Here is a 20159-nt window from a genome sequence, read left to right as displayed (position 1 = left end):
ATATAGTCATGCAGAGTTCTCGTTGACTGAATAGGTTGTCAATGCCTCGGGGAAAAACACTGGTTACAGAAACCCGAGCGGCGAGATTTTGTGTCTGAATGAGGAGGGTTCGCGCATGATGTCGTCCCACATGATGGACTCCTCGCCCTTCGGTGGCTGGGCCGCGGATCATGCCGTCTCCGTCGTCGAGCTCGACGGCCGGACCCTTCCCGTCGCCGACGTCGTCCGAATCGCCCGTGGTACCGCCCGTCCCGTGCCCGGTACCGAGGCGATGAAGCGTGTCGACCGGTCCTGGTCCGCCGCCCGGGAGCTCGCCGCGACCGGGCGAGTCTACGGGCGCTCCACCGGGGTCGGCGCCAATCGCAACGAGGGTGTCCCCACCGAGGCCGCCGCCGATCACGGGCTGCGCCTGCTGCGCAGCCACGCCGGGGCCATCGGTGACCCGCTGCCCGCCCGCGAGGTCCGTGCCATGCTCGCCGTGCGCGCCAATCAGCTGCTTGCGGGCGGTGCCGGACTGCGGCCCGGCGTCGTCATGGGTCTCTGCGAGGCACTCGAGGCCGGCGCGCACCCGGTGGTCAACGAGTTCGGTTCGGTCGGCACCGGGGACATCGCCGCCCTCGCCCAGGTCGGCCTCGCGCTCGCCGGGGAGCACCCCTGGCAGGGGCCCGGCGCCGCGCCCGAGCCCCAGTCGCTCGACAACAACGACGCCCTCGCCCTGATCAGCAGCAATGCCCTCACCCTCGGCCAGGCCGCGCTCGCGCTCGACGAGCTGCGCCGGCTCGTCACCGCCACCGAAGCGGTCGCCGCGCTCTCGCTGCTCGCGGTCGACGGTTCGTACGAGGCGTACGCCGAACCGGTCCACGCCGCCCGCCCGCACCCCGGCTCGTACCAGGTCGCGGCGCGGATGCGGCAGTTGCTCGGCGCCCCCGACCGCCCGGGGCCGCCGCTCGGCCGGATCCAGGACCCGTACGGCTTCCGCTGCCTGCCGCAGATCCACGGCCCTGCGCAGGACGCCGCCGACGCGCTCGAACGTGTCCTCGCCGTCGAGATCAACGCCGCCGCCGAGAACCCGCTGATCTGCCCGGACGCCGGTCTCAACGACAGCCCCGCCGCCTATCACCACGGCGGCTTCTACATGGCCCAACTAGCCCTGTCTCTCGATCACTTCAGGCTCGCGATCACCCAGGTGGCCCGGCTCTCCACCTCTCGGCTCTCGGCGCTCAACGAGCCGTCCTTCACCCGGCTGCGGCCGTTCCTCGCGGACGGCGAGCCCGCCGCCTCGGGCGTGATGATCCTGGAGTACGCGGCCGGGGCCGCCCTCGGAGATCTTCGGGCGTTCTCCGCGCCCGCCTCGCTCGGGCATGCCGTGCTCTCCCGCGGCGTCGAGGAGCAGGCCAGCTTCGCCTCGCTGGCCGCCCGTCAGTCACTGCGCGCCTGCAGCGCCTACCGGCAGGTCGTCGCCTGCGAACTCGTCTCCGCCGTAAGGGCGTTGCGCCTGCGCGACCTGCGGCCCGATCCTGAGCTGCCGGTCGGCCGGGCGTTCGCGCTGGCCGATTCGTTGCTCGACGCCGAGCTCGCGGACCGGCCGCTCACCGATGATGTGAAGGTGGCAGCCGGGGAACTGCTCGACCGCTGCACGGATCTGTGGAACACCGGAACGAGCCGGGACACCGGACTCGCCAGTACAAGGGGGACAGCATGAGCAGCGGGAGCAGCCCGGCCGCGCGGTTGCAGCAGCTCTTCGAGGGGCACCGGCTCACGCCCACCCAGCGGCGCATCGCGCACTCCATGGTCCGGCGGGCCGCCGATGTGCCGTTCCTGTCCAGCGTGGAACTGGCAGAGCTGGCCGGGGTCAGTCAGCCGTCCGTCACCCGCTTCGCCGTAGCGCTCGGGTTCGACGGGTATCCGGCGCTGCGCAAGCACCTGCGGGAGGTCGCGCCCGGACCCGGCGAGGCGGCGGGCGCCGTCGACGACACGTACAACGAATACCAGCAGGCCGTACACGCGGAGATCGAGAACCTGCGGCACCTCGCCGAGCTGCTCGCCGACCCCACCCCCGTCGAGCGGGCGGGGCGTCTGCTCGCCGCGTCACGGCCGCTGCCCGTGCTCGGGTTGCGCGCCGCCTCCTCGCAGGCGCGTGGCTTCGGCTACTTCGCAGCCAAGGTCCACCCGGATGTGCGGGTGCTCGACGAGGGCGGCAGCATGCTGCGCGACCGCATCGACGCCGCGCGGCGGGCGGGGGCGAGCGCGCTGGTCTGCTTCGCGCTGCCACGCCACCCGAAGGAGGTCGTGGACGCGCTCGCGTATGCCCAGGAACAGGGCCTGACTGTGGTGTCGGTGGCCGACTCGGCGTTCGCCCCGGTGGCCAGACACAGCGATCTGCTGATTCCGGCGGCCGTCGGCACCGGGCTCGCCTTCGACACGGCGTGTGCGCCGATGCTGCTGGGGCGGGTGCTGCTGGAGGCGATGTGCGACGGCCTGCCCGACGCGCAGGCGCGGCTGGAGGAGTTCGACGCGCGGGCGGCGGCGCGCGGTCTGTTCGCCGAGTGAGCGTGTGGCCGGAGCCGGGGCGGGGAGCGGCCCTGCCGGGCGGGGACGGAAGGGCGGACGCCTCCTGACGGATGCTCGGCCAGGAGTCCCGGAATCACTGCGAATTTTCAGAAACTGCTCAGACACGGCCATTAATCTGCGCCCAGAAACAGCACCGAAGGCTGTCGAGAGGGGTACGGACGTGGGGCGCGGAGCGCAGTCGCTGGCAAGGGTGGCCGTGATCGTACGGGCCGGAGCCGTACCGCTGTGGTGGCCGGGACTGCTCGCCGCCGCGGTCGGCGCGCTCGTCCCGGGGCTCACCGGCCGGCGGATCGGCCTGCTGGCCGGAGCCGCGCTCTTCCTGGTCACCGCAGTGGTGGTGGCGCTCGTACGCGGGGGCAGGTACGCGGAACTGGCCGGCGCCGCCACCCGTGCCGGGCGGACCGACTTCCTCCAGGACCGGGCCGTGACCATACGCAACTGGCGGCGCGGGCACCGGTGGTGGCTGCTGGGCGGCTTCCTCGTGGCGATCGCCAGTGGGTTCCTGCTGCCCGGTGCCGGTGGGCTGGTACTGGCGGGTGCCGGGGCCGGTCTCTGGCTCAAGGCGGTCCGGATCGGACAGCGGGAGCGGAAGAACGACATCCTGTACTGGGTGCGGACCGACTGGGTGGCGAAGGGGCGGCCGACGGGCAGGCAGGTCGCGGCGTACCGGACGACCGGGCCGGTTGCGGGCGACGCCGCGCCCGGTGGGGCGCGGCGTCGCTGAGGGTGTGCTGCGGAGGTCAGACCTCCAGTTCGGCCTCGATCCGCTTCAGCTGGTGGCGGGCCATCGCCAGGTTGGCGCGGGCGGAGTCCAGCACCAGGTAGAGGAAGAGACCGTTGGTGCCGCGCGCCTTGAGCAGCCGGATCAGGTGGTACTGGCCGCCGAGGGTGATCAGGATGTCTTCGATCTCGTCCTTGATGCCGAGGTGTTCCATCGTGCGGAGCTTGGCACGTACGACATCGGTGTTGCCCGCGGCCGCGACGTCCAGGTTGAAGTCCTTGCCGCCGCCGAGGGTGCCCAGCGCCATGCCGCTGGTGTAGTCGACGAGTGCGACACCGAGGGTGCCCTCGATGGAGGTCATCGCTTCCTTGAGCGACGCTTCGGTGTTGGCCATGAGTGCTCGTTTCCTTTCCTTGCCGGCCGAGGTGACCGGCTCCGTTATCTGGTGTTCCTGGTGCGGATGTGACGGGTATTACGTGCGGTGCGGGAGGGGGCCGCCGGTGGGCGGGGTGCGTGGGCGAGGGGCGTGCGACGAGGGCGCGTGCGGTGCGGTGCGTCGCAGAGCGGTGTCGACCAGTTCGCCGATCCGGGTGCTCGCCCGGCGGCCTTCCAGGTGGAGCCGGCCGACGTTGATCCGGTCCTCGGCCAGGAGCGTGAGGACGGCTGAGGAGCCCGCCGCGTACGTGGCGATGTAGCCGGTCTCGCCTCGTACGAGCAGTTCGCGGAAGCCGCCCCGGCCGGTCGCCTCCGTCATCCGGAGCGCGACGCCGAGCGAGGCCGCGGTCAGTGCGGCGACGCCCTCCGCCTCCACCCCCGGGGTGTCCTGGGCCAGGACGAGTCCGTCGGTGCTGGCCGCCAGCGCGCCCGCGAGGAGCGGAACCCTGGCGCGAAGCCGCTGGAGTTCGGCCAGGACGTCCTGGACTTCGGCCTCGGGAACCATCAGTTGTCTCCTCCCGGCACGCTGTCTGAGCGCGCGTATCACAGGGCCTCCAATGCGTCTCTGAGCCGGCGCAGCAGGGCGACGTCGGGGTCGGCCGTGACCTCGGGAAGCGCGATCCGGCCGGGCGCGGAGGCGGACGGGGCCGCCGCCTGCCGGACCGCTTCGACCAGTCCGGCGGCCGTCAGCCGCCGCAGGTCGACGAGGATGTGGAACGCCGAGCGGCCCAGGTGCTGTGCGATGTCGGATGCCGTACGCACTCCGTCCACCAGGTCGAGTACGCGGCGCCGGCGCGCCGGGACGGGGGCGTCGACGGGATGGGCGGCCCGGACGAGCGGGGCGGTGTCGGTCATCGCGTCGGGCCAGATTCGGTCCAGCAGCTCCCGCCGCCGGAGCGTCTCGCGCTGCACGGCATCGACGGGGACCGGGTGTACGGGACCGATCCAGTGCGAGACCCCGTAACGGAACCGGGCGGGGGTCCGGGTGGGGGCGAGGGCGAAGAAGGCGGCGTCGTACAGCGCCCCCAGGTGGCAGAGCTCAAGCGCGCCGCCGGGTATCCGTCCGCTGTCCACCAGGTAGCGGCCGACCCGCTGCCCCGCGCCCGCCTGGGAGACCGCGTCCCACCAGCCGTCGCGGTGCAGGGTGCCGCCGGCGGTGAGCAGGATGTCGATGCCGGGTGTCGCGGGACTCTCGGCGTGCACGACCTGGCCGTCGGCGAGGTAGAGCGTGCCGCGGTCGCGCATCAGGGCGCCGGTGGCGCGCTCGGCGGCGAGGCGCTGGAGCATGGGGGAGAGGGCGGAGGCTGCTCTCACGGGGGAGGTTCCCTCGGGTGAGGTTCTGTGGGTTCTGTCCGGGGGTGTTGTCTCGGGCGCGGTGGTTCTGGTTCTCATGCCAGGACCAGCCGCTCCGCCATCTCGCTCAGCCGTATCCGGGCGAGCGCCAGGTTGCCGTCGGAACGGTCGAGCCACAGATGCAGGAAGACGCTGCTGTCGAAGGCCGTCTCGACGAATCGGAGGATGTGGTAGCCGGCGCGGGTGGTGATGATGACGTCCTCCACCGGAGGCGCCGCACCCGTATCCTTGACGGCGTTCTCGTCCGGGCCTGTTGAGGGTTCCGGGACGGAGAGGGCGAACGCGGGCTGCTCCGCCGCCATGCGCGCCACCTCGGCCGTCTCGGCGGCGGTAGCCTCGTGATCGCCGTTGGGCGAGTCGCCGATGGTGCCCAGGGCGAGACCACTCGTCCAGTCGACCACCGCGGCGCCGCGGGCACCGGGCAGCCTCATGACTTCGAGCAGGCACTCGTCGATTCCGGACACGCGGACTCCCTCCCCCGACCGGACGCACGGCTGTGACCCTGAGGCTACGCAACGTGCTCGCCCAGGGTGGGAGTTCTGGCATTTTCCATTGGTACATGCGGAAGACGATCGGAAACAGTCGGACCCGTTGACGCCCCTGTCACGTTCTGTCCGTCTTCGGCGCCGCTTCCCGCCTTCCGGGCAGGTCTTTCGGGCGCGCCTGTTGACTACAAGTATTCAGAGCGACAGGATGTGAATAGAAGCATCACAGAAGCGAGGAGGCATTGCCATGTCAGGACCCCGCCCCGTACGGGCACCGCGCGGTACGGAACTGAGCGCCCTGGGATGGCAGCAGGAAGCCGCCCTCCGCATGCTGCAGAACAACCTCGACCCCGAGGTGGCCGAGCACCCCGACAAGCTCGTCGTCTACGGCGGCACGGGCAAGGCGGCCCGCGACTGGCGCTCGTTCGACGCGATGGTGCGCACGCTGCAGACGCTCAAGCAGGACGAGACGATGCTCGTCCAGTCCGGGCGGCCGGTCGGCGTCATGCAGACCCACGAGTGGGCGCCGCGCGTCCTGATCGCCAACTCCAACCTGGTGGGCGACTGGGCGAACTGGGAGGAGTTCCGCCGCCTGGAGGCGCTCGGGCTCACCATGTACGGCCAGATGACCGCCGGGTCGTGGATCTACATCGGCACGCAGGGCATCCTGCAGGGCACGTACGAGACGTTCGCCGCCGTCGCCGCGAAGAAGTTCAACGGGACGCTGGCCGGGACGATCACCCTGACCGCCGGACTCGGCGGCATGGGCGGCGCCCAGCCGCTCGCGGTCACCATGAACGACGGCGTCGCGATCTGTATCGACTGCGACCCGCGCGCCATCGAGCGCCGCATCGAGCACCGCTACCTGGATGTGCGCGCCGACTCCCTGGAGCACGCGCTCCAGCTCGCCGTCGAGGCGCGTGACGCACGCAAGCCGCTCTCCATCGGGCTGCTCGGCAACGCGGCGGAGCTGCTGCCCCGGATGCTCGCCGAGGGCGCCCCGATCGACATCGTCACCGACCAGACCAGCGCGCACGACCCGCTCGCATACCTCCCGATCGGCGTCGACTTCGACGACATGGCCTCGTACGCCGCCGAGAAGCCCGCCGACTTCACGCAGCGGGCCCGCGAGGCGATGGCCAAGCACGTCGAGGCGATGGTCGGCTTCATGGACGCCGGGGCCGAGGTCTTCGACTACGGCAACTCGATCCGAGGCGAGGCCCAGCTGGCGGGCTACGACCGGGCATTCGACTTCCCCGGGTTCGTCCCGGCGTACATCCGGCCGCTGTTCTGCGAGGGCAAGGGCCCGTTCCGCTGGGCGGCGCTGTCCGGCGAGGCTTCGGACATCCACAAGACCGACAAGGCGATGCTCGAACTCTTCCCCGAGAACGAGTCGCTGCACCGGTGGATCAAGATGGCCGGCGAACGCGTCCACTTCCAGGGGCTGCCCGCCCGGATCTGCTGGCTCGGCTACGGCGAGCGCGACCGTGCCGGCGAGCGGTTCAACGACATGGTGGCCAGCGGTGAGCTGGCCGCGCCGCTGGCGATCGGCCGTGACCACCTGGACTGCGGGTCGGTGGCATCCCCGTACCGCGAGACCGAGGCGATGCTCGACGGGTCCGACGCGATCGCGGACTGGCCGCTGCTGAACGCCATGGTCAACGTGGCGTCCGGCGCCTCCTGGGTCTCCATCCACCATGGTGGCGGCGTCGGGATGGGGCGCTCCATCCACGCGGGGCAGGTGACCGTGGCCGACGGCACGAAGCTGGCGGGCGAGAAGATCCGCCGGGTGCTGACGAACGACCCGGGCATGGGCGTCATCCGGCATGTCGATGCCGGGTACGACATCGCGGAGTCCGTCGCCGCGGACAAGGGCGTGCGGGTGCCGATGACCGAGGGCGGGCAGTGACGGTGTCCGGCGCGGCCGGCTCGGTGGGGGGTTCGCTGTCGGGCGCGGGTTCGCCTGCGCCCACCCTCCGCCATGGCCCTGAAGGCGGGGGAGACGCCGCCCCCGCCCCGCGGAACGAAGGCTCGCAAGTCTCCTTCCAGGGCATGTGGAAGGAGCTTGCCCCCATCGGGCGGCATCCCGGGAGCGGTGGCTACCGCCGCTACGCCTGGACCGCCGCCGACGCTGACTGCCGTGTCTGGTTCCGGGCGCAGGCCGAAGCCCGTGGGCTCGAGTACGAGGTCGACCGGAACGGGAACCAGTGGGCCTGGCTCGGGGACCCGCTCGGTGACGACGCCGTCGTCACCGGGTCGCACCTCGACTCCGTGCCCGACGGCGGCGCCTTCGACGGGCCGCTCGGTGTGGTCTCCTCCTTCGCCGCGTTCGATGAACTCCGCTGCAGGGGAGCGGAGTTCACCCGTCCGTTCGCCATCACCAACTTCGGTGACGAGGAAGGGGCCAGGTTCGGGCTCGCGTGTGTCGGGTCCCGGCTCGCGGCCGGGCAGCTGACCGTCGAGAAGGCGCACCAGCTCCGCGACGGCGACGGCATCACACTGCCGCAGGCCATGGAGGCCGCCGGCTACGACCCCGAGGTGATCGGCCCGGACCCCGAACGGCTGGCCCGGATCGGTGCGTTCGTCGAGCTCCACGTCGAACAGGGGCGCTCCCTCGACCTCACCGGCGACCCGGTCGGCATCGCCTCCGCCATCTGGCCGCACGGCCGCTGGCGGTTCGACTTCCGGGGTGAGGCCAACCACGCGGGCACCACCCGGCTCGTGGACCGGCGCGACCCGATGCTCACGTACGCCGAGACCGTGCTGGCTGCCCGCCGCGAGGCGCAGCTCACCGGTGCCCTGGCCACCTTCGGCAAGATCGCGGTCGAGCCGAACGGGGTGAACGCCATCCCCTCGCTCGTCCGGGGCTGGCTCGACTCGCGCGCCGCCGACCAGGACACCCTCGACGCCGTCGTCACCGGCATCGAGCGGGCCGCCCGGGAACACGCCGAGCGCGCGGGCATCGATCTCGATGTCGTACGGGAGTCCTTCACGCCCGTCGTGGAGTTCCAGCACGCCCTGCGCGACGAACTCGGCAAGATCCTGACGGGCAGGGGCGGCGACGACTCGGGCCGCGCCGTGCCCGTCCTCGGCACCGGCGCCGGGCACGATGCGGGTATTTTGTCCGCTTCGGTCCCTACCGCCATGCTGTTCGTACGGAACCCCACCGGGATCTCGCACTCGCCGGCCGAACACGCCGCCGAGGACGACTGCGTGGCCGGGGTGATCGCACTCGCCGATGTACTGGAAGGGCTCGCGTGCAGCTGACAACGACACCGACGGGAAAGCGCGACACCGCGACCTTCTGGCTGTCCCACGCCTGGCTCGGCACCCATGTCGAGCCGGGCGTCGCCCTGGACGTCGCGGACGGGCGGATCGCCGGGGTGCGTACCGGCGTCGGCGCCCCGCCGCCGGGCGCCACCGTGCTGCGCGGGCTCACTCTTCCCGGACTCGCCAACGCCCACTCGCACGCCTTCCACCGCGCCCTGCGCTCCACCGTCCAGGTCGGCTCCGGCACCTTCTGGACCTGGCGCGAGCTCATGTACCAGGTCTCGTCCAGGCTCACCCCCGAGACGTACTACGACCTCGCCCGCGCCGTGTACGCCGAGATGGCGCTGGCCGGCATCACCGCCGTCGGTGAGTTCCACTATCTGCACCACGCGCCGGGCGGAGTGCCGTACAACAACCCGAACGCGATGGGCGAGGCCCTGATCGCCGCCGCCGACGCGGCCGGTATCCGGATCACGCTGCTGGACACCGCCTATCTCGCCGCCGGGTTCGGGCAGCAGCCCAACCAGTACCAGCTGCGGTTCTCCGACACCACGGCCGAGGCCTGGGCCGAACGCGCTTCCCTCCTGAAGGACACCGACCACGCCCTGATCGGCGCGGCCGTCCACTCCGTGCGCGCCGTGCCCGCCGGGCAGCTCGCCACCGTGGCCGCGTGGGCCGAGGGGCGGCGGGCCCCCCTCCATGTCCACCTCTCCGAACAGGTTGCGGAGAACGAGGCCTGCCAGGCCGCCCACGGCTGTTCCCCCACCCGGCTGCTCGCCGACCACGGGGTCCTGGGCCCGCGCACCACCGGCGTCCACAACACCCACCTCAGCGGTGAGGACATCACGCTGCTCGGCTCCTCGGCCACCGGCACCTGCATGTGTCCCACCACCGAACGCGACCTCGCCGACGGCATCGGCCCCGCCGTAGCCCTCCAGCGCGCGGGCTCGCCGCTCTCCCTGGGCAGCGACAGCCACGCCGTGATCGACCTCTTCGAAGAGGCCCGCGCGATGGAGCTCAACGAGCGGCTGCGCACCCGGACCCGCGGCCACTGGACCGCGGCCGCACTGCTGCGCGCCGCCACCGCCGACGGGCACGCCGCACTCGGCCGTCCCGACGCGGGCACCCTCGAACCGGGCGCCTTCGCCGACTTCACCACCGTCGCCCTGGACTCCGTCAGAACCGCGGGACCGGCGCCCCGACTGGCGGCCGAAGCAGCCGTATTCGCCGCCTCCGCCGCCGATGTGCGGCATACGGTCGTGGCAGGCCGGCACATCGTCCGGGACGGGCAGCACGCGCTCGTCGAGGACGTACCCGCAGCACTCGCCTCGGCCGTCGCCGTCCTGCACGACTGACGCCGGACCCTCGCAAGGAGAGCAGTCACCCGATGACGACGACCGCCATCACCAACATCGCCAGTCTGGTCACCAACGACCCCTCCCTCGGTGACAATTCCCCCCTGGGCCTGATCCTGGACGCGGCCGTCGTCATCGAGGGCGACCGCGTCGTCTGGACCGGCGAGTCGAGCAAAGCACCCGCCGCTGACGACGCCGTCGACGCGAGCGGCCGCGCGGTGATCCCGGGGTTCGTCGACTCCCATTCGCATCTCCTCTTCGCGGGCGACCGCACCCAGGAGTTCAACGCCCGGATGTCCGGCCGTCCCTACACCGCGGGCGGCATCAGGACCACGGTCGCCGCCACCCGCGCCGCCACCGACGACGAGCTGTCCGCCAACGTCGTCCGGTATCTGACCGAGGCACTCCGCCAGGGCACCACCACGTTCGAGACCAAGTCCGGCTACGGGCTCACCGTCGAGGACGAGGCCCGCGCCCTGCGTATCGCCGCCCGCCACACCGACGAGGTCACCTACCTCGGCGCCCACGTCGTGTCCCCCGACTACGCCGACGATCCTGCCGGGTACGTCGACCTGGTGACCGGACCGATGCTCGACGCCTGTGCGCCGTACGCCCGTTGGGTCGACGTCTTCTGCGAGAAGGGCGCGTTCGACGGCGACCAGGCCCGCGCGATCCTGACCGCCGGCATGGCCAAGGGCCTTCACCCCCGCGTCCACGCCAACCAGCTCGGCTACGGTCCCGGTGTCCAGCTCGCCGTCGAGCTCGACGCCGCGTCGGCCGACCACTGCACCCACCTGACCGACGCCGACGTCGACGCCTTGGCCCAGAGCGACACCGTGGCCACGCTCCTGCCCGGCGCCGAGTTCTCCACCAGGGCCGACTGGCCCGACGCCCGTCGGATCCTCGACGCGGGAGCCACCGTCGCGCTCTCCACGGACTGCAACCCGGGCTCGTCGTTCACCTCTTCCGTGCCGTTCTGCATCGCCCTCGCCGTACGCGACATGGGCATGACTCCGGACGAGGCCCTCTGGTCCGCCACCGCGGGCGGCGCCGCGGCCCTGCGCCGCACGGACATCGGCCGCATCGCTCCCGGGGCCCGCGCCGACCTGGTCCTCCTCGACGCCCCCAGCCATGTCCACCTCGCCTACCGGCCGGGTGTCCCGCTGGCCCAGGCGGTCTGGCAGCGCGGCGAACGCGCGCTCTGACCGCGTCGGCAGGCTCCGACACCACGTCAGTCATGCGGAAGGACCTGCCCGTTGCCGGGTCAGGTCCTTCTGCATGGTGAGGCCGCGCAACGGCGCGGAACGTGCCGGGGAATCATTCCTCCAGCGTCAGGCCCTTCCTGAGCTTGACCAGCGTCCGGGAGAGCAGCCGCGAGACGTGCATCTGGGAGATGCCGAGCTCCTCGCCGATCTCCGACTGCGTCATGTTGGCGACGAAGCGGAGCGAGAGGATCTGCCGGTCGCGGCCGGGCAGCGAGGCGATCAGCGGCTTCAGGGACTCGATGTACTCGACACCTGCGAGTCCGTGGTCCTCGTAGCCGATCCGGTCGGCCAGCGCACCCTCGGTGTCGTCCTCCATGGGCTTGGCGTCGAGTGAGCTCGCGGTGTACGCGTTGCTCGCGGCCATGCCCTCGACGACCTCGTCGTCGGTGAGTCCGAGGCGGTCGGCGAGTTCGCCCACGGTGGGCGCCCGGTCCAGGTGCTGGGCGAGTTCGTCGCCCGCCTTGGCCAGGTCGATCCGCAACTCCTGCAGTCGTCGCGGGACGCGCACGGACCAACTGGTGTCGCGGAAGAAACGCTTGATCTCGCCGATGATGGTGGGCATCGCGAAGGTGGGGAACTCGACGCCCCGGCTGAGCTCGAACCGGTCGATCGCCTTGATCAGGCCGATGGTGCCGACCTGGACGATGTCCTCCATCGGTTCGCTGCGGGAGCGGAACCGGGAGGCGGCGAACTTGACCAGGGCCAGGTTGAGTTCGACGAGCGTGTTGCGTACGTACGCGTGCTCATGGGTGCCCTCTTCGAGGGATTCGAGCCGCGCGAAGAGCGTCTTGGAAAGCGCTCTGGCGTCCAGCGGACCCACTTCGGAGTACGGCGGGATCTCGGGAAGGTCGTCGAGACCGTCGCCGATGCTGCTGGTTGTGCTGGTGTTGCGGGCGGTGCTGGTGTTGCTGCTGCGCGGGCCGGGTACGGCAACCGTTGCAGGGGAGTCTGATTCGGTCAGTCCCTGAGGACATGCTGACGTTGCGTTGTGGGTACGCGTTCCGTCGAGCCGGGGCGACATGGTCTCCTCCATCGTTCTCGGCATATGGCTGCCGATGCCCTTACGTGTTCCTGCGGTGAAGCGGCGCCTCCAAGCCGGCCGTGTTTCGGGTGTCCTCCTACCCTTACCCGGTCCGGGCGGCGAGTTACAACTGCCAATTGATGTCAAATGTCCGGTTTGTAGGGTTCCTTGGCTACCGCGTGGCGTACGGAACGCGTACTGTTTTACGAAAGCCGGTGACGGCTGCACGCGCAACCGCATGCACGGTGACAGTCGGTGACGCGTGAGCGATGATGCAGGTAGTGACACAGGCAACCGCGAACGGTGAAGAGGGACGGGCATGGACCGCCAGACGGTCGGCAGTGCGAGCCGGGGTCGACTTCAGGTCGAGGCCCGGACCGAGGGGCGCAGTGAGGTCGTGACGCCGGTGGGTGAGCTGGATCACCACACCGCGGACCTGCTCCGCGAGCCCTTGGAGAGCGCGGTCGAGCAAGGGCGGGTGCGCCTGGTGGTCGACTGTTCGCGACTCGAATTCTGTGATTCCACCGGGCTGAATGTGCTGCTCGGTGCCCGCCTCAAGGCGGAGGCGGCCGGGGGAGGGGTCCATTTGGCCGGAATGCTGCCGGTGGTGGCGAGGGTCTTCGAGATCACCGGGGCCGAGGCGGTCTTCACCGTCCACGACTCCCTTGAAGAGGCTCTGGACACCTGATCGTGGTGCGGCATGTGGCATCGGGAGTCACGTGTGTCGCCCGATGCCACGCGATCCGCGTAGGCGAAGTGGGTGTTGTCACGATTCGGGCGGGCAGGAGAGACCTCGCGAGCCCGGAACGACCTGCACACTCTGTAGCTGGCCGGTACCTGTACCGAGCCTGTGTCGGCGCCCGCAGCGGTCCCGAATCTGTATCTGTATCTGTTCGATGGCGACATGGTGAATCGGTGAGGTGAAGCGCTGATGAGCACCACCCGGCAGCATCAGCCGGGCGACCTCGGCCGCGAGCCGGAGGGCACGGGCGACAGCTCCGACGCACCCTCCGCCGAGTCGGTCGAGCGACAGTGGCGCACGCTGCCGCTGCGGCAGGTCAGCGGCATCGTGCCGGCGGCCCGCGATTTCGCCCGCCAGGCACTCCACGACTGGGGCTGGCTGCCTGCGTCGAGCGCCGACCGCCGAGCGGCTGCCGAGGACGTCCTGCTGGTCGTCTCCGAGCTGGTCACCAACGCCTGCCTGCACGCGGAGGGGCCCGAGGAGCTGCGCATCGGCTGCACCTCGAAGGTGCTGCGGGTGGAAGTTCTCGACGGCGGAGCGGGACAGCCCGCACCCCGCACCCCGCACCGTGCCGGCCGGCCCGGCGGGCACGGCATGTTCATCGTCCAGCGGCTCTGTCTGGACTGGGGGGTTCTGCGGGTGCCGGGTGAACCCGGCAAGACGGTCTGGGCGGAGCTGGCCGTCCCCGCGTAGTCACGGGCCGGCCCCCGACTCCGTACCCCTGAATTCGTATCCCCGAGGAGCGCGCCGGATCGGCGCGCTCTTTGTCTTCCCTCCACAAGGCCTCAGGCGTACCTTGAGCGCCCAATCTGATGTGTCGTCAGTAACTTGCGTCGATGTGATGCGGCGTGCGGCGACCACCGGCAGGAGGGGAACTCGAGGTGTCGTACCCGAAGCGAACAGCTCTCGCCCTGACGTCCGCGCTGGCCGGCTCGGTGGTGCTGCTGGCCGCGCCCGCCGCACACGCCACGGTCGTGGACGTCGACTACCAGTGCAAGACCCCGATCGGGGACAAGAGTGCCGTATCGCCCATCGACATCAAGGGCGTCAAGAGCGGCAGCGGTTACACGCTCACGATGTCCTTCCAGAAGGGCGTCTCGTCCAGCCCCGTCGAACTGGGCAAGGGCGCCATGAAGCCCAGCGCGGTGATCCGGCTGGGTGGCGCCGAATCCGGCCAGGTGCAGGTCTCGGGCCCGGCGAACGCGGCGGCGATCCCGGCCAACACCCCCATCAAGATCAGTGACTTGACGGGTACGTACACCCCGAAGAAGAGCGGCAAGGTCAGCTTCACCGCGGGGGTGCTCACCATCAAGGCACTCGGCACGACCACGACCTGCACCCCGGGCAACAGCCCCAAGCCGTCGCTGGAGCTCGATGTGACGGCAGCGGCCGGCGGCGCGCAGAACCCGTCGGACGACGGCGGCCAGCTGCCGAAGACCGGTCCGCTGGACTCCGCGATGGCGCTCGGGACACTCGGCGGCACGGTGCTGCTGACCGGTGCGGCCGGAGTGCTGTGGCTGACCCGGCGAGGGCAGCGGGCCGCGGGCTGAGCCACGAGCCGCGCCACCCCATGGCCGATACGGCCGCAGTCCCCGTCCGCGCACCGTGCGTACACGCCAGCTCGGTACGCACCAGCTCTGTACGCACCAGGGAGCCCCGCCCATGCCGTCGTCGACCGGTCACGCCGCCCGAGCCGTTCTCGCCGTCCTGCTGTGCGCCTTCGCCATGAACCCGGCGGCGGCCGTCGAGCGGGCGGACAGTGCCACGGACTGGACGGCCCGGCCCGTCGCGAGCGGCCCCGCGACCCGGACCGGCGAGGACGGCGGCAGACGGTACTTCTACCTGGAGGGTGTGCCCGGCACCGTCCTGCAGGACCGGCTCGCCGTCACCAACCCGGGCCGCACCCCGGTCACCGTGCGGCTGCGCGGGGCCGACGCGTACAACGCCGAGGACGGTGAATTCGCGGCACGCGGATCAAAGGGCTCCACCGGGACCGGCGCCTGGCTGCGGCTCGCGGCGGACCGGGTGACCGTGCCCGCCCGTACCCGTGCCGAAGTGCCGTTCTCCGTCACCGTGCCGACAAGTGCACCACCGGGCGACCACCCCGGCGCGATAGTCGCCGAGGGCGCCGGCCGTTCGGTCGGCGTACGCGTCCATCTCCGGGTCAGCGGGCCGACCCTGGCCGCACTGACCGTCGAGGACGTCACCGTGTCCGGCCGGACCATTCACTACACCCTCGTCAACCGTGGCAATGCGGCCCTCGCCCCGCACCTTGCCGTCAGCGCGGACGGGGTGTTCGGCACGCTGCTGCGGCGTGAGGCCCGGTCCCTGCCGGTGGAGCTGCTGCCCGGACAGCGGGCGAAGCTCACCGAAGCGTGGCGGGACGTCCCCGCCCTCGACTCCGTCACCGTCCGGCTGCGGGTCACTGCCGCGGGCGGCGCGCACAGCGAGGCGACGGGCTCGGCGGTCCTCGTCCCGTGGGTGCCGGTGACCGTCGGCGTACTGCTGTTCCTGGCCGCGGCCGCGGCGGCCGGGTACCGGCTGCGGCGCAGACAGCGGCGGCCGCCGGACGGCGACGGCCCGGTATCTCGACCCACGTCGGACGAAAGGCACTTGGTGAAGGCGGGAGCGGACAGGTGAGACGACAGACCGGACACGTGGGTCGACGGACCGGACCGGCATCCCTCGGGCGCGGCAGCCACCGATGGGCCACCGCGCTGCTCGTGGCCCTGGTGCCCGCCCTGCTGCTCCTCCCCGCACCAGGGGCCCGCGCGGCGGACGGAAAGCCCGCGGTCACTCTCTCGAAACAGCAGGCCGGCAAGGGCGGTGAGATCACCGTCAAAGGCACCGGCTGGCGGCCCCACACCTTGCTGATGATGCTGATCTGCGGGCAGTCCGCGCCCGGCAGGGGCGTCATCGGTGGCACCAACTCCTGCTCCAACGCCGACGGACGCGCCGTCACCACCGACACCAAGGGCGCCTTCAGCAAGAGGATGCCCGTCGCCGAGCCCCCCGAGCCGTGCCCGTGCGTGGTGCATGTCGCCACGGTCACCGGGGAACAGGCCACCGCCGACGCCGTGTTCGTCGTCGCCGGCCACCCGGTCGCTCCGCTGCCGAAGCAGACCGAGGGCGGGAAGCTCGCCGTGCTCGCCACGACCCGGCTGGAGGGCGACAGCGGCATCCTCACCTGGTTCGGTGCCCCGCCCGCACGGAGGCTCGTCCTCACCGTCGGCAACCTCGGCACGGCACCCGTCAAGGACCCGGTCTTCCAGGTCGGTACGGCGCACGGCGTCTTCGCCCCGCAGTGGGAGGAACAGCAGTGGCGCGGCACCATCGCGCCCGGCCGCAAGGCGCAGATCAAACTCCCGGTCGAACTGACGGCGGGCGCGCACGGCGACTACCAGATCTCCCTGCGGTACGGGACGAAGGTGCTGGCCGAACAGCCGTGGGGGGTGGGCCGGCCGTGGGGCGTCACCCTCTTCTGGATCCTGCTCTGCGTCGTCGTACCGGCCGCCGTGTTCCGGATCGGCATGGCGATCGTCGACAAGGTCCGGCCCCGCACCCCGCATGCCTCGGTCCGGGCCGGACGTCACCGCCACCCACAGCTCACCGACGTGACCGCGAAGCTCCCGACGCTGCGCCGGACACCTGGCACCACCCCTGTGAACCCCGCGACGGAGGACCGGGCGGGACGCACCGGGTCCGCCGCGGGCGCCACGGCCGCGCTGCCGTGGTTCACACCCGAATCCGCACCGTCAGAGAACAGACCCACGACGAAGGGACATTCGTGAGCACCCAACGGAGGATGAGCGCGGCCGGAGTCGCGCTGATGCTCGGCGGCGCGGGGATCCTGCTGGCCGCGAGCCCGGCACAGGCCGCCGACGTCTCGTACAAGACGGAGTGCATTCCACCGGCCATCTCCGGGCTGCCGCCCGTACAGGGCACGACCGAGGTACAGCTGACCGCGCCCGCCGAGGCGAAGGTCGGGGACACGGTCGAGGTGGTGTGGAAGACGGTCGCGGCCGCTTCCGGCAACCCCGACGTCCTCGATCTGGACAAGGACACGGTCAAGCCGACCGGCACGATCAAGGTGGGCGGCGCGGCCGGTGGCGACCTGCCGATGGAAGGGCCCCGGCAGAACCCGCCGATCCCCAAGAACAGCCCCATGGTGCTGCCCGACATGAAGGGCATGCTGAAGCTGGAGAAGGCCGGCGAGATCACGCTGACGCCGGACGCGTACAACATCAACGTCTCCAAGCCGATCTCCACCGACACCAAGTGCTCCCCGAAGGAGACCGTGCAGCCGGGCGCGACGATCAAGGTCACGGACGGCGGCGGTACGACGGCGGGCGGCACGACCACCGGTACGACAGTGGGTGGCACCATCGCCGGTACGACGGTCGGTGGCACCATCTCCGGCACGACCACCGGCACGACCACCGGCACGACCACCGGTTCCACCACCGCGGGCGGGACGACGGCCGACGGCGGGACCACGGCGGGCACGACGGCCGGCGGTGCGGACACCGGAGGCGCGGACTCCGGCGGCACCACCGCCGGGTCGAGCGGTGGCGGCGGCGGTCAGACCGACTTCGAGGGCAAGGAGGTGTCCGTCGCGTACGCCTGCAAGACGCCGATCGGTGACAAGAACGCCACCTCCCCGGTGAAGATCAACGCGAAGAAGAACGGCGGCAGCTTCGACCTCACGGTGAAGTTCAGCAAGTCGGTCATGGACAGTCCCGCCGACATCCCGGCCGATTCGGTGAAGCCCTCCATGGAGGTCAAGCTCGGCGGAGCCGACAAGGGCACGGTCCATGTCGAGGGTCCCACCAACAAGGAGCCCATCAAGTCCGGCGATCCGATCGAGATCCCCGATCTCACCGGTACGTACAAGCCGGGCGCAAGCGGCAAGTCCACTCTCAGCCCGGGTGTACTGACCGTGATGGCGCTCGGCACGACGACGACCTGCACCCCACCCGCCGATGTCGCGGTCTCCCTGGAGCTGGACACCTCGTCCCAGCCCGGCGGGGCCGCCGGCGGCTCGGACGCGGGCGGAGCCACGAGCGGCGGCGGTACGGACTCCGGCGGCGGGCTGGCCGCCACCGGCGCCGAGGACAACGGCACTTTGCGCGCGCTCGGCCTGGTCGCCGGTACGGCGATCCTGCTGGGCGGCGCCGTGTTCACGTTCACCCCCTGGCGCCGGCTGCGCGGCACCCGGTGAGCTGAGCTCCGTACAGGGCAACGCGAAGGGCCGTCCCACCGGTCAACCGGTGGGACGGCCCTTCGTACGAGCGGTCAGCGCATCAGCGATCGGTGCGTCAGCGCACGTCGCCCATGAGCTGCTTGACCTTGTTGCGGTACATGAAGATCGCGACACCCGCAGCCGCCGCGAGGGCGGCCTGCAGCGTGACCACACCGGTTCCGTTGAGGTCGACACCCGCGATGGAGAGCAGACCCGTGGTGCAGTCACCGGCGGTGACGGCCAGGAACCAGACACCCATCATCTGGCTGGCGTACTTGGCCGGAGCCATCTTCGTGGTGACGGACAGGCCCACCGGGGACAGCGTCAGCTCGGCGACCGTCTGGACGAAGTAGATCGCGACCAGCCACATCGCGGCGGCCTTGTGGCCGTCCGTGGCGATCATCAGCGGAGCCAGGAAGAGGAAGAACGACGCACCGACCAGCACCAGACCGGAGCTGAACTTCACGATGGTGCTCGGCTCCTTGCCACGGCGGTTCAGCGCCAGCCAGAAGGCGGCGAAGACCGGGGCCAGCGCCATGATCAGGACCGGGTTGACCGACTGGTACCAGGAGACCGGGAAGTCCCACCCGAAGACGCTGTTCTCGGCCGAGGAGTCGGCGAAGATCGCGAGCGTCGAACCGCCCTGGTCGTAGATCATCCAGAAGATGGCGGCGGCGACGAAGAACCAGATGTAGCCGGACATCTTCGACTGCTCGGCGGCGCTGAGCTCCTTGTCGCGCTTGATGCGCGCCAGGACCACGATCGGAATGATCAGACCGGCGACGGTGATCGGGACCAGGATCCAGTTGAGCGTGTAGACGCCGGTGACCACGGTGACGATGTAGAAGACCGCGGCGACGGCCATCCAGATCATGGCCTTGCGCAGCGTGCTCGCACGCTCGGCGGCGGACAGCGGCTTCGGGACGACGAGGCTGCGCTCGTTGAGGTGGCGGGTGCCCAGCAGGAACTGGATGAGACCCAGCGCCATGCCGGCCGCGGCGAGCGCGAAGCCCAGGTGCCAGTTCACGTTCTCGCCGACGGTGCCGATGGCCAGCGGCGCGGCGAAGGCGCCGACGTTGATGCCCATGTAGAAGATCGTGAAGCCACCGTCACGGCGCGGGTCGTCCGGGCCGTCGTAGAGCTGGCCGACCATCGTCGAGATGTTGGACTTCAGCAGACCGGAGCCTATGGCCACCAGGCCGAGACCCGCGAAGAACGTGCCCTGCGTGGGCAGCGCCAGCGCGAGGTGGCCGATCATGATGACCGCACCGGCGACGGCGACGGTCTTGCGGGGACCCCAGACGCGGTCACCGAACCAGCCACCGGGCATCGCGAGCAGGTACACCAGCGACACGTAGACCGAGTAGATCGCCGTGGCCGTGGCCGGGTTCATGTGAAGCCCGTTGGGGGCGATCAAGTAGAGGGGGAGCAGGGCCCTCATGCCGTAATAGCTGAAACGCTCCCACATCTCGGTCATGAAGAGAGTGGCCAGGCCGCGGGGGTGGCCGAAGAAGGTCTTCTCGGAGCCGGACGTGCTGGCTGAGTCCTTCGTCAGGCTGGACGCCATGGTCGATCCTTGCTTGCTCGGGACGCGACGCCTTGTGAGCGTTGAGCGCCCGGTGGGGGGAGGCCGGCACCGATGTGGCTGCGCCCACCCCTCACGCCTGAGAGGGGATTCGCTCCGGACCCCGTACCTGGT

Annotated in this window: 19 protein-coding genes; 13 read left to right on the top strand and 6 right to left on the bottom strand. The window is 70.9% G+C overall.

Annotation, left to right across the window (positions count from 1 at the left end; all coding sequences use genetic code 11):
- Positions 1-118 precede the first annotated feature (118 nt).
- The 3 genes from ACFYP5_RS19270 to ACFYP5_RS19260 all read left to right on the top strand — a co-directional run bounded on the left by ACFYP5_RS19270 (position 119) and on the right by ACFYP5_RS19260 (position 3295).
- Positions 119-1702 carry an aromatic amino acid ammonia-lyase gene (locus ACFYP5_RS19270; protein WP_389037889.1) on the top strand — a complete coding sequence of 528 codons (1584 nt, stop codon included), beginning with the start codon at positions 119-121 and terminating at the stop codon, positions 1700-1702.
- A complete protein-coding gene (locus ACFYP5_RS19265; RefSeq protein ID WP_389037214.1) occupies positions 1699-2550 on the top strand; it encodes a MurR/RpiR family transcriptional regulator in 852 nt (283 codons plus the stop codon). Before ACFYP5_RS19270 ends, ACFYP5_RS19265 begins: the two co-directional genes overlap by 4 nt.
- Before the next feature lie 181 nt (positions 2551-2731).
- A complete protein-coding gene (locus tag ACFYP5_RS19260; protein WP_389037211.1) occupies positions 2732-3295 on the top strand; it encodes a hypothetical protein in 564 nt (187 codons plus the stop codon).
- Positions 3296-3311: 16 nt separating this feature from the next.
- Here the strand turns inward: ACFYP5_RS19260 and ACFYP5_RS19255 are convergent, their stop codons facing one another.
- The 4 genes from ACFYP5_RS19255 to ACFYP5_RS19240 all read right to left on the bottom strand — a co-directional run bounded on the left by ACFYP5_RS19255 (position 3312) and on the right by ACFYP5_RS19240 (position 5544).
- Positions 3312-3686, bottom strand: a complete 375-nt coding sequence (locus tag ACFYP5_RS19255) for a hypothetical protein (protein ID WP_371796058.1) — start codon at positions 3684-3686, stop codon at positions 3312-3314.
- 78 nt (positions 3687-3764) lie between these two features.
- On the bottom strand, positions 3765-4232 hold the full coding sequence (locus ACFYP5_RS19250; protein ID WP_389037208.1) for a roadblock/LC7 domain-containing protein: 468 nt from the start codon (positions 4230-4232) through the stop codon (positions 3765-3767).
- Positions 4233-4270: 38 nt separating this feature from the next.
- The gene (locus ACFYP5_RS19245) at positions 4271-5014 is read right to left on the bottom strand and encodes a winged helix-turn-helix domain-containing protein (protein WP_389037886.1); all 744 of its coding nucleotides are present in this window, start codon (positions 5012-5014) and stop codon (positions 4271-4273) included.
- 101 nt (positions 5015-5115) lie between these two features.
- Positions 5116-5544, bottom strand: coding sequence for a hypothetical protein (locus tag ACFYP5_RS19240; protein WP_389037205.1), 429 nt, complete (start codon positions 5542-5544; stop codon positions 5116-5118).
- Between the two features lie 268 nt (positions 5545-5812).
- Here ACFYP5_RS19240 and hutU point away from each other — a divergent pair, with 268 nt between their 5' ends.
- From hutU to hutI, 4 genes are all read left to right on the top strand, one after another.
- Complete coding sequence (gene hutU, locus ACFYP5_RS19235) at positions 5813-7474, top strand: urocanate hydratase (protein ID WP_093776571.1); 1662 nt, start codon at positions 5813-5815, stop codon at positions 7472-7474.
- Positions 7475-7617: 143 nt separating this feature from the next.
- Positions 7618-8832, top strand: a complete 1215-nt coding sequence (locus tag ACFYP5_RS19230; protein ID WP_389037203.1) for an allantoate amidohydrolase — start codon at positions 7618-7620, stop codon at positions 8830-8832.
- The gene (locus tag ACFYP5_RS19225; RefSeq protein ID WP_389037201.1) at positions 8823-10190 is read left to right on the top strand and encodes a formimidoylglutamate deiminase; all 1368 of its coding nucleotides are present in this window, start codon (positions 8823-8825) and stop codon (positions 10188-10190) included. Before ACFYP5_RS19230 ends, ACFYP5_RS19225 begins: the two co-directional genes overlap by 10 nt.
- 32 nt (positions 10191-10222) lie before the next feature.
- Positions 10223-11395, top strand: a complete 1173-nt coding sequence (gene hutI, locus ACFYP5_RS19220; RefSeq protein ID WP_389037199.1) for an imidazolonepropionase — start codon at positions 10223-10225, stop codon at positions 11393-11395.
- Positions 11396-11507: 112 nt separating this feature from the next.
- Here the strand turns inward: hutI and ACFYP5_RS19215 are convergent, their stop codons facing one another.
- Positions 11508-12476 carry an RNA polymerase sigma factor SigF gene (locus tag ACFYP5_RS19215; RefSeq protein ID WP_389037884.1) on the bottom strand — a complete coding sequence of 323 codons (969 nt, stop codon included), beginning with the start codon at positions 12474-12476 and terminating at the stop codon, positions 11508-11510.
- 319 nt (positions 12477-12795) lie between these two features.
- Here ACFYP5_RS19215 and ACFYP5_RS19210 point away from each other — a divergent pair, with 319 nt between their 5' ends.
- The 6 genes from ACFYP5_RS19210 to ACFYP5_RS19185 all read left to right on the top strand — a co-directional run bounded on the left by ACFYP5_RS19210 (position 12796) and on the right by ACFYP5_RS19185 (position 18439).
- Positions 12796-13164: an STAS domain-containing protein gene (locus tag ACFYP5_RS19210; protein WP_389037197.1), complete on the top strand. Its 369-nt coding sequence runs from the start codon at positions 12796-12798 to the stop codon at positions 13162-13164.
- Between the two features lie 243 nt (positions 13165-13407).
- Positions 13408-13911, top strand: coding sequence for an ATP-binding protein (locus ACFYP5_RS19205; protein ID WP_389037195.1), 504 nt, complete (start codon positions 13408-13410; stop codon positions 13909-13911).
- Positions 13912-14099: 188 nt separating this feature from the next.
- The gene (locus ACFYP5_RS19200) at positions 14100-14768 is read left to right on the top strand and encodes a peptidase (protein ID WP_389037193.1); all 669 of its coding nucleotides are present in this window, start codon (positions 14100-14102) and stop codon (positions 14766-14768) included.
- Between the two features lie 112 nt (positions 14769-14880).
- Positions 14881-15858 (top strand): hypothetical protein, encoded by a 978-nt coding sequence (locus tag ACFYP5_RS19195; protein WP_389037191.1) that lies wholly within the window; start codon positions 14881-14883, stop codon positions 15856-15858.
- Between the two features lie 17 nt (positions 15859-15875).
- Positions 15876-17009 (top strand): hypothetical protein, encoded by a 1134-nt coding sequence (locus ACFYP5_RS19190; RefSeq protein ID WP_389037881.1) that lies wholly within the window; start codon positions 15876-15878, stop codon positions 17007-17009.
- Positions 17010-17023: 14 nt separating this feature from the next.
- A complete protein-coding gene (locus ACFYP5_RS19185) occupies positions 17024-18439 on the top strand; it encodes a hypothetical protein (protein ID WP_389037878.1) in 1416 nt (471 codons plus the stop codon).
- Between the two features lie 97 nt (positions 18440-18536).
- On the opposite strand, the gene ACFYP5_RS19180 is transcribed toward ACFYP5_RS19185, so the two are convergent.
- Entirely contained in the window at positions 18537-20027 is a 1491-nt protein-coding gene (locus tag ACFYP5_RS19180; RefSeq protein ID WP_389037188.1) for an oligopeptide:H+ symporter, read from the bottom strand.
- Between the last annotated feature and the right edge of the window lie 132 nt (positions 20028-20159).

Source organism: Streptomyces sp. NPDC005262 (genome assembly GCF_042872425.1).
Classification (GTDB): domain Bacteria; phylum Actinomycetota; class Actinomycetes; order Streptomycetales; family Streptomycetaceae; genus Streptomyces.
The sequence above is the reverse complement of the archived record's forward strand: the minus strand, read 5'-3'. Positions and strand labels throughout refer to the sequence as shown.

Bases quoted from the DNA above. Each gene is read 5' to 3' on its own strand.
- ACFYP5_RS19205 (WP_389037195.1), top strand. From the start codon at position 13,408: ATGAGCACCACCCGGCAGCATCAGCCGGGCGACCTCGGCCGCGAGCCG.
- ACFYP5_RS19250 (WP_389037208.1), bottom strand. From the start codon at position 4,232: ATGGTTCCCGAGGCCGAAGTCCAGGACGTCCTGGCCGAACTCCAGCGG.
- ACFYP5_RS19245 (WP_389037886.1), bottom strand. From the start codon at position 5,014: ATGCTCCAGCGCCTCGCCGCCGAGCGCGCCACCGGCGCCCTGATGCGC.
- ACFYP5_RS19270 (WP_389037889.1), top strand. From the start codon at position 119: ATGTCGTCCCACATGATGGACTCCTCGCCCTTCGGTGGCTGGGCCGCG.
- ACFYP5_RS19255 (WP_371796058.1), bottom strand. From the start codon at position 3,686: ATGGCCAACACCGAAGCGTCGCTCAAGGAAGCGATGACCTCCATCGAG.
- ACFYP5_RS19210 (WP_389037197.1), top strand. From the start codon at position 12,796: ATGGACCGCCAGACGGTCGGCAGTGCGAGCCGGGGTCGACTTCAGGTC.
- ACFYP5_RS19230 (WP_389037203.1), top strand. From the start codon at position 7,618: ATGTGGAAGGAGCTTGCCCCCATCGGGCGGCATCCCGGGAGCGGTGGC.
- hutU (WP_093776571.1), top strand. From the start codon at position 5,813: ATGTCAGGACCCCGCCCCGTACGGGCACCGCGCGGTACGGAACTGAGC.
- ACFYP5_RS19195 (WP_389037191.1), top strand. From the start codon at position 14,881: ATGCCGTCGTCGACCGGTCACGCCGCCCGAGCCGTTCTCGCCGTCCTG.
- hutI (WP_389037199.1), top strand. From the start codon at position 10,223: ATGACGACGACCGCCATCACCAACATCGCCAGTCTGGTCACCAACGAC.
- ACFYP5_RS19180 (WP_389037188.1), bottom strand. From the start codon at position 20,027: ATGGCGTCCAGCCTGACGAAGGACTCAGCCAGCACGTCCGGCTCCGAG.
- ACFYP5_RS19185 (WP_389037878.1), top strand. From the start codon at position 17,024: ATGAGCGCGGCCGGAGTCGCGCTGATGCTCGGCGGCGCGGGGATCCTG.
- ACFYP5_RS19215 (WP_389037884.1), bottom strand. From the start codon at position 12,476: ATGTCGCCCCGGCTCGACGGAACGCGTACCCACAACGCAACGTCAGCA.
- ACFYP5_RS19265 (WP_389037214.1), top strand. From the start codon at position 1,699: ATGAGCAGCGGGAGCAGCCCGGCCGCGCGGTTGCAGCAGCTCTTCGAG.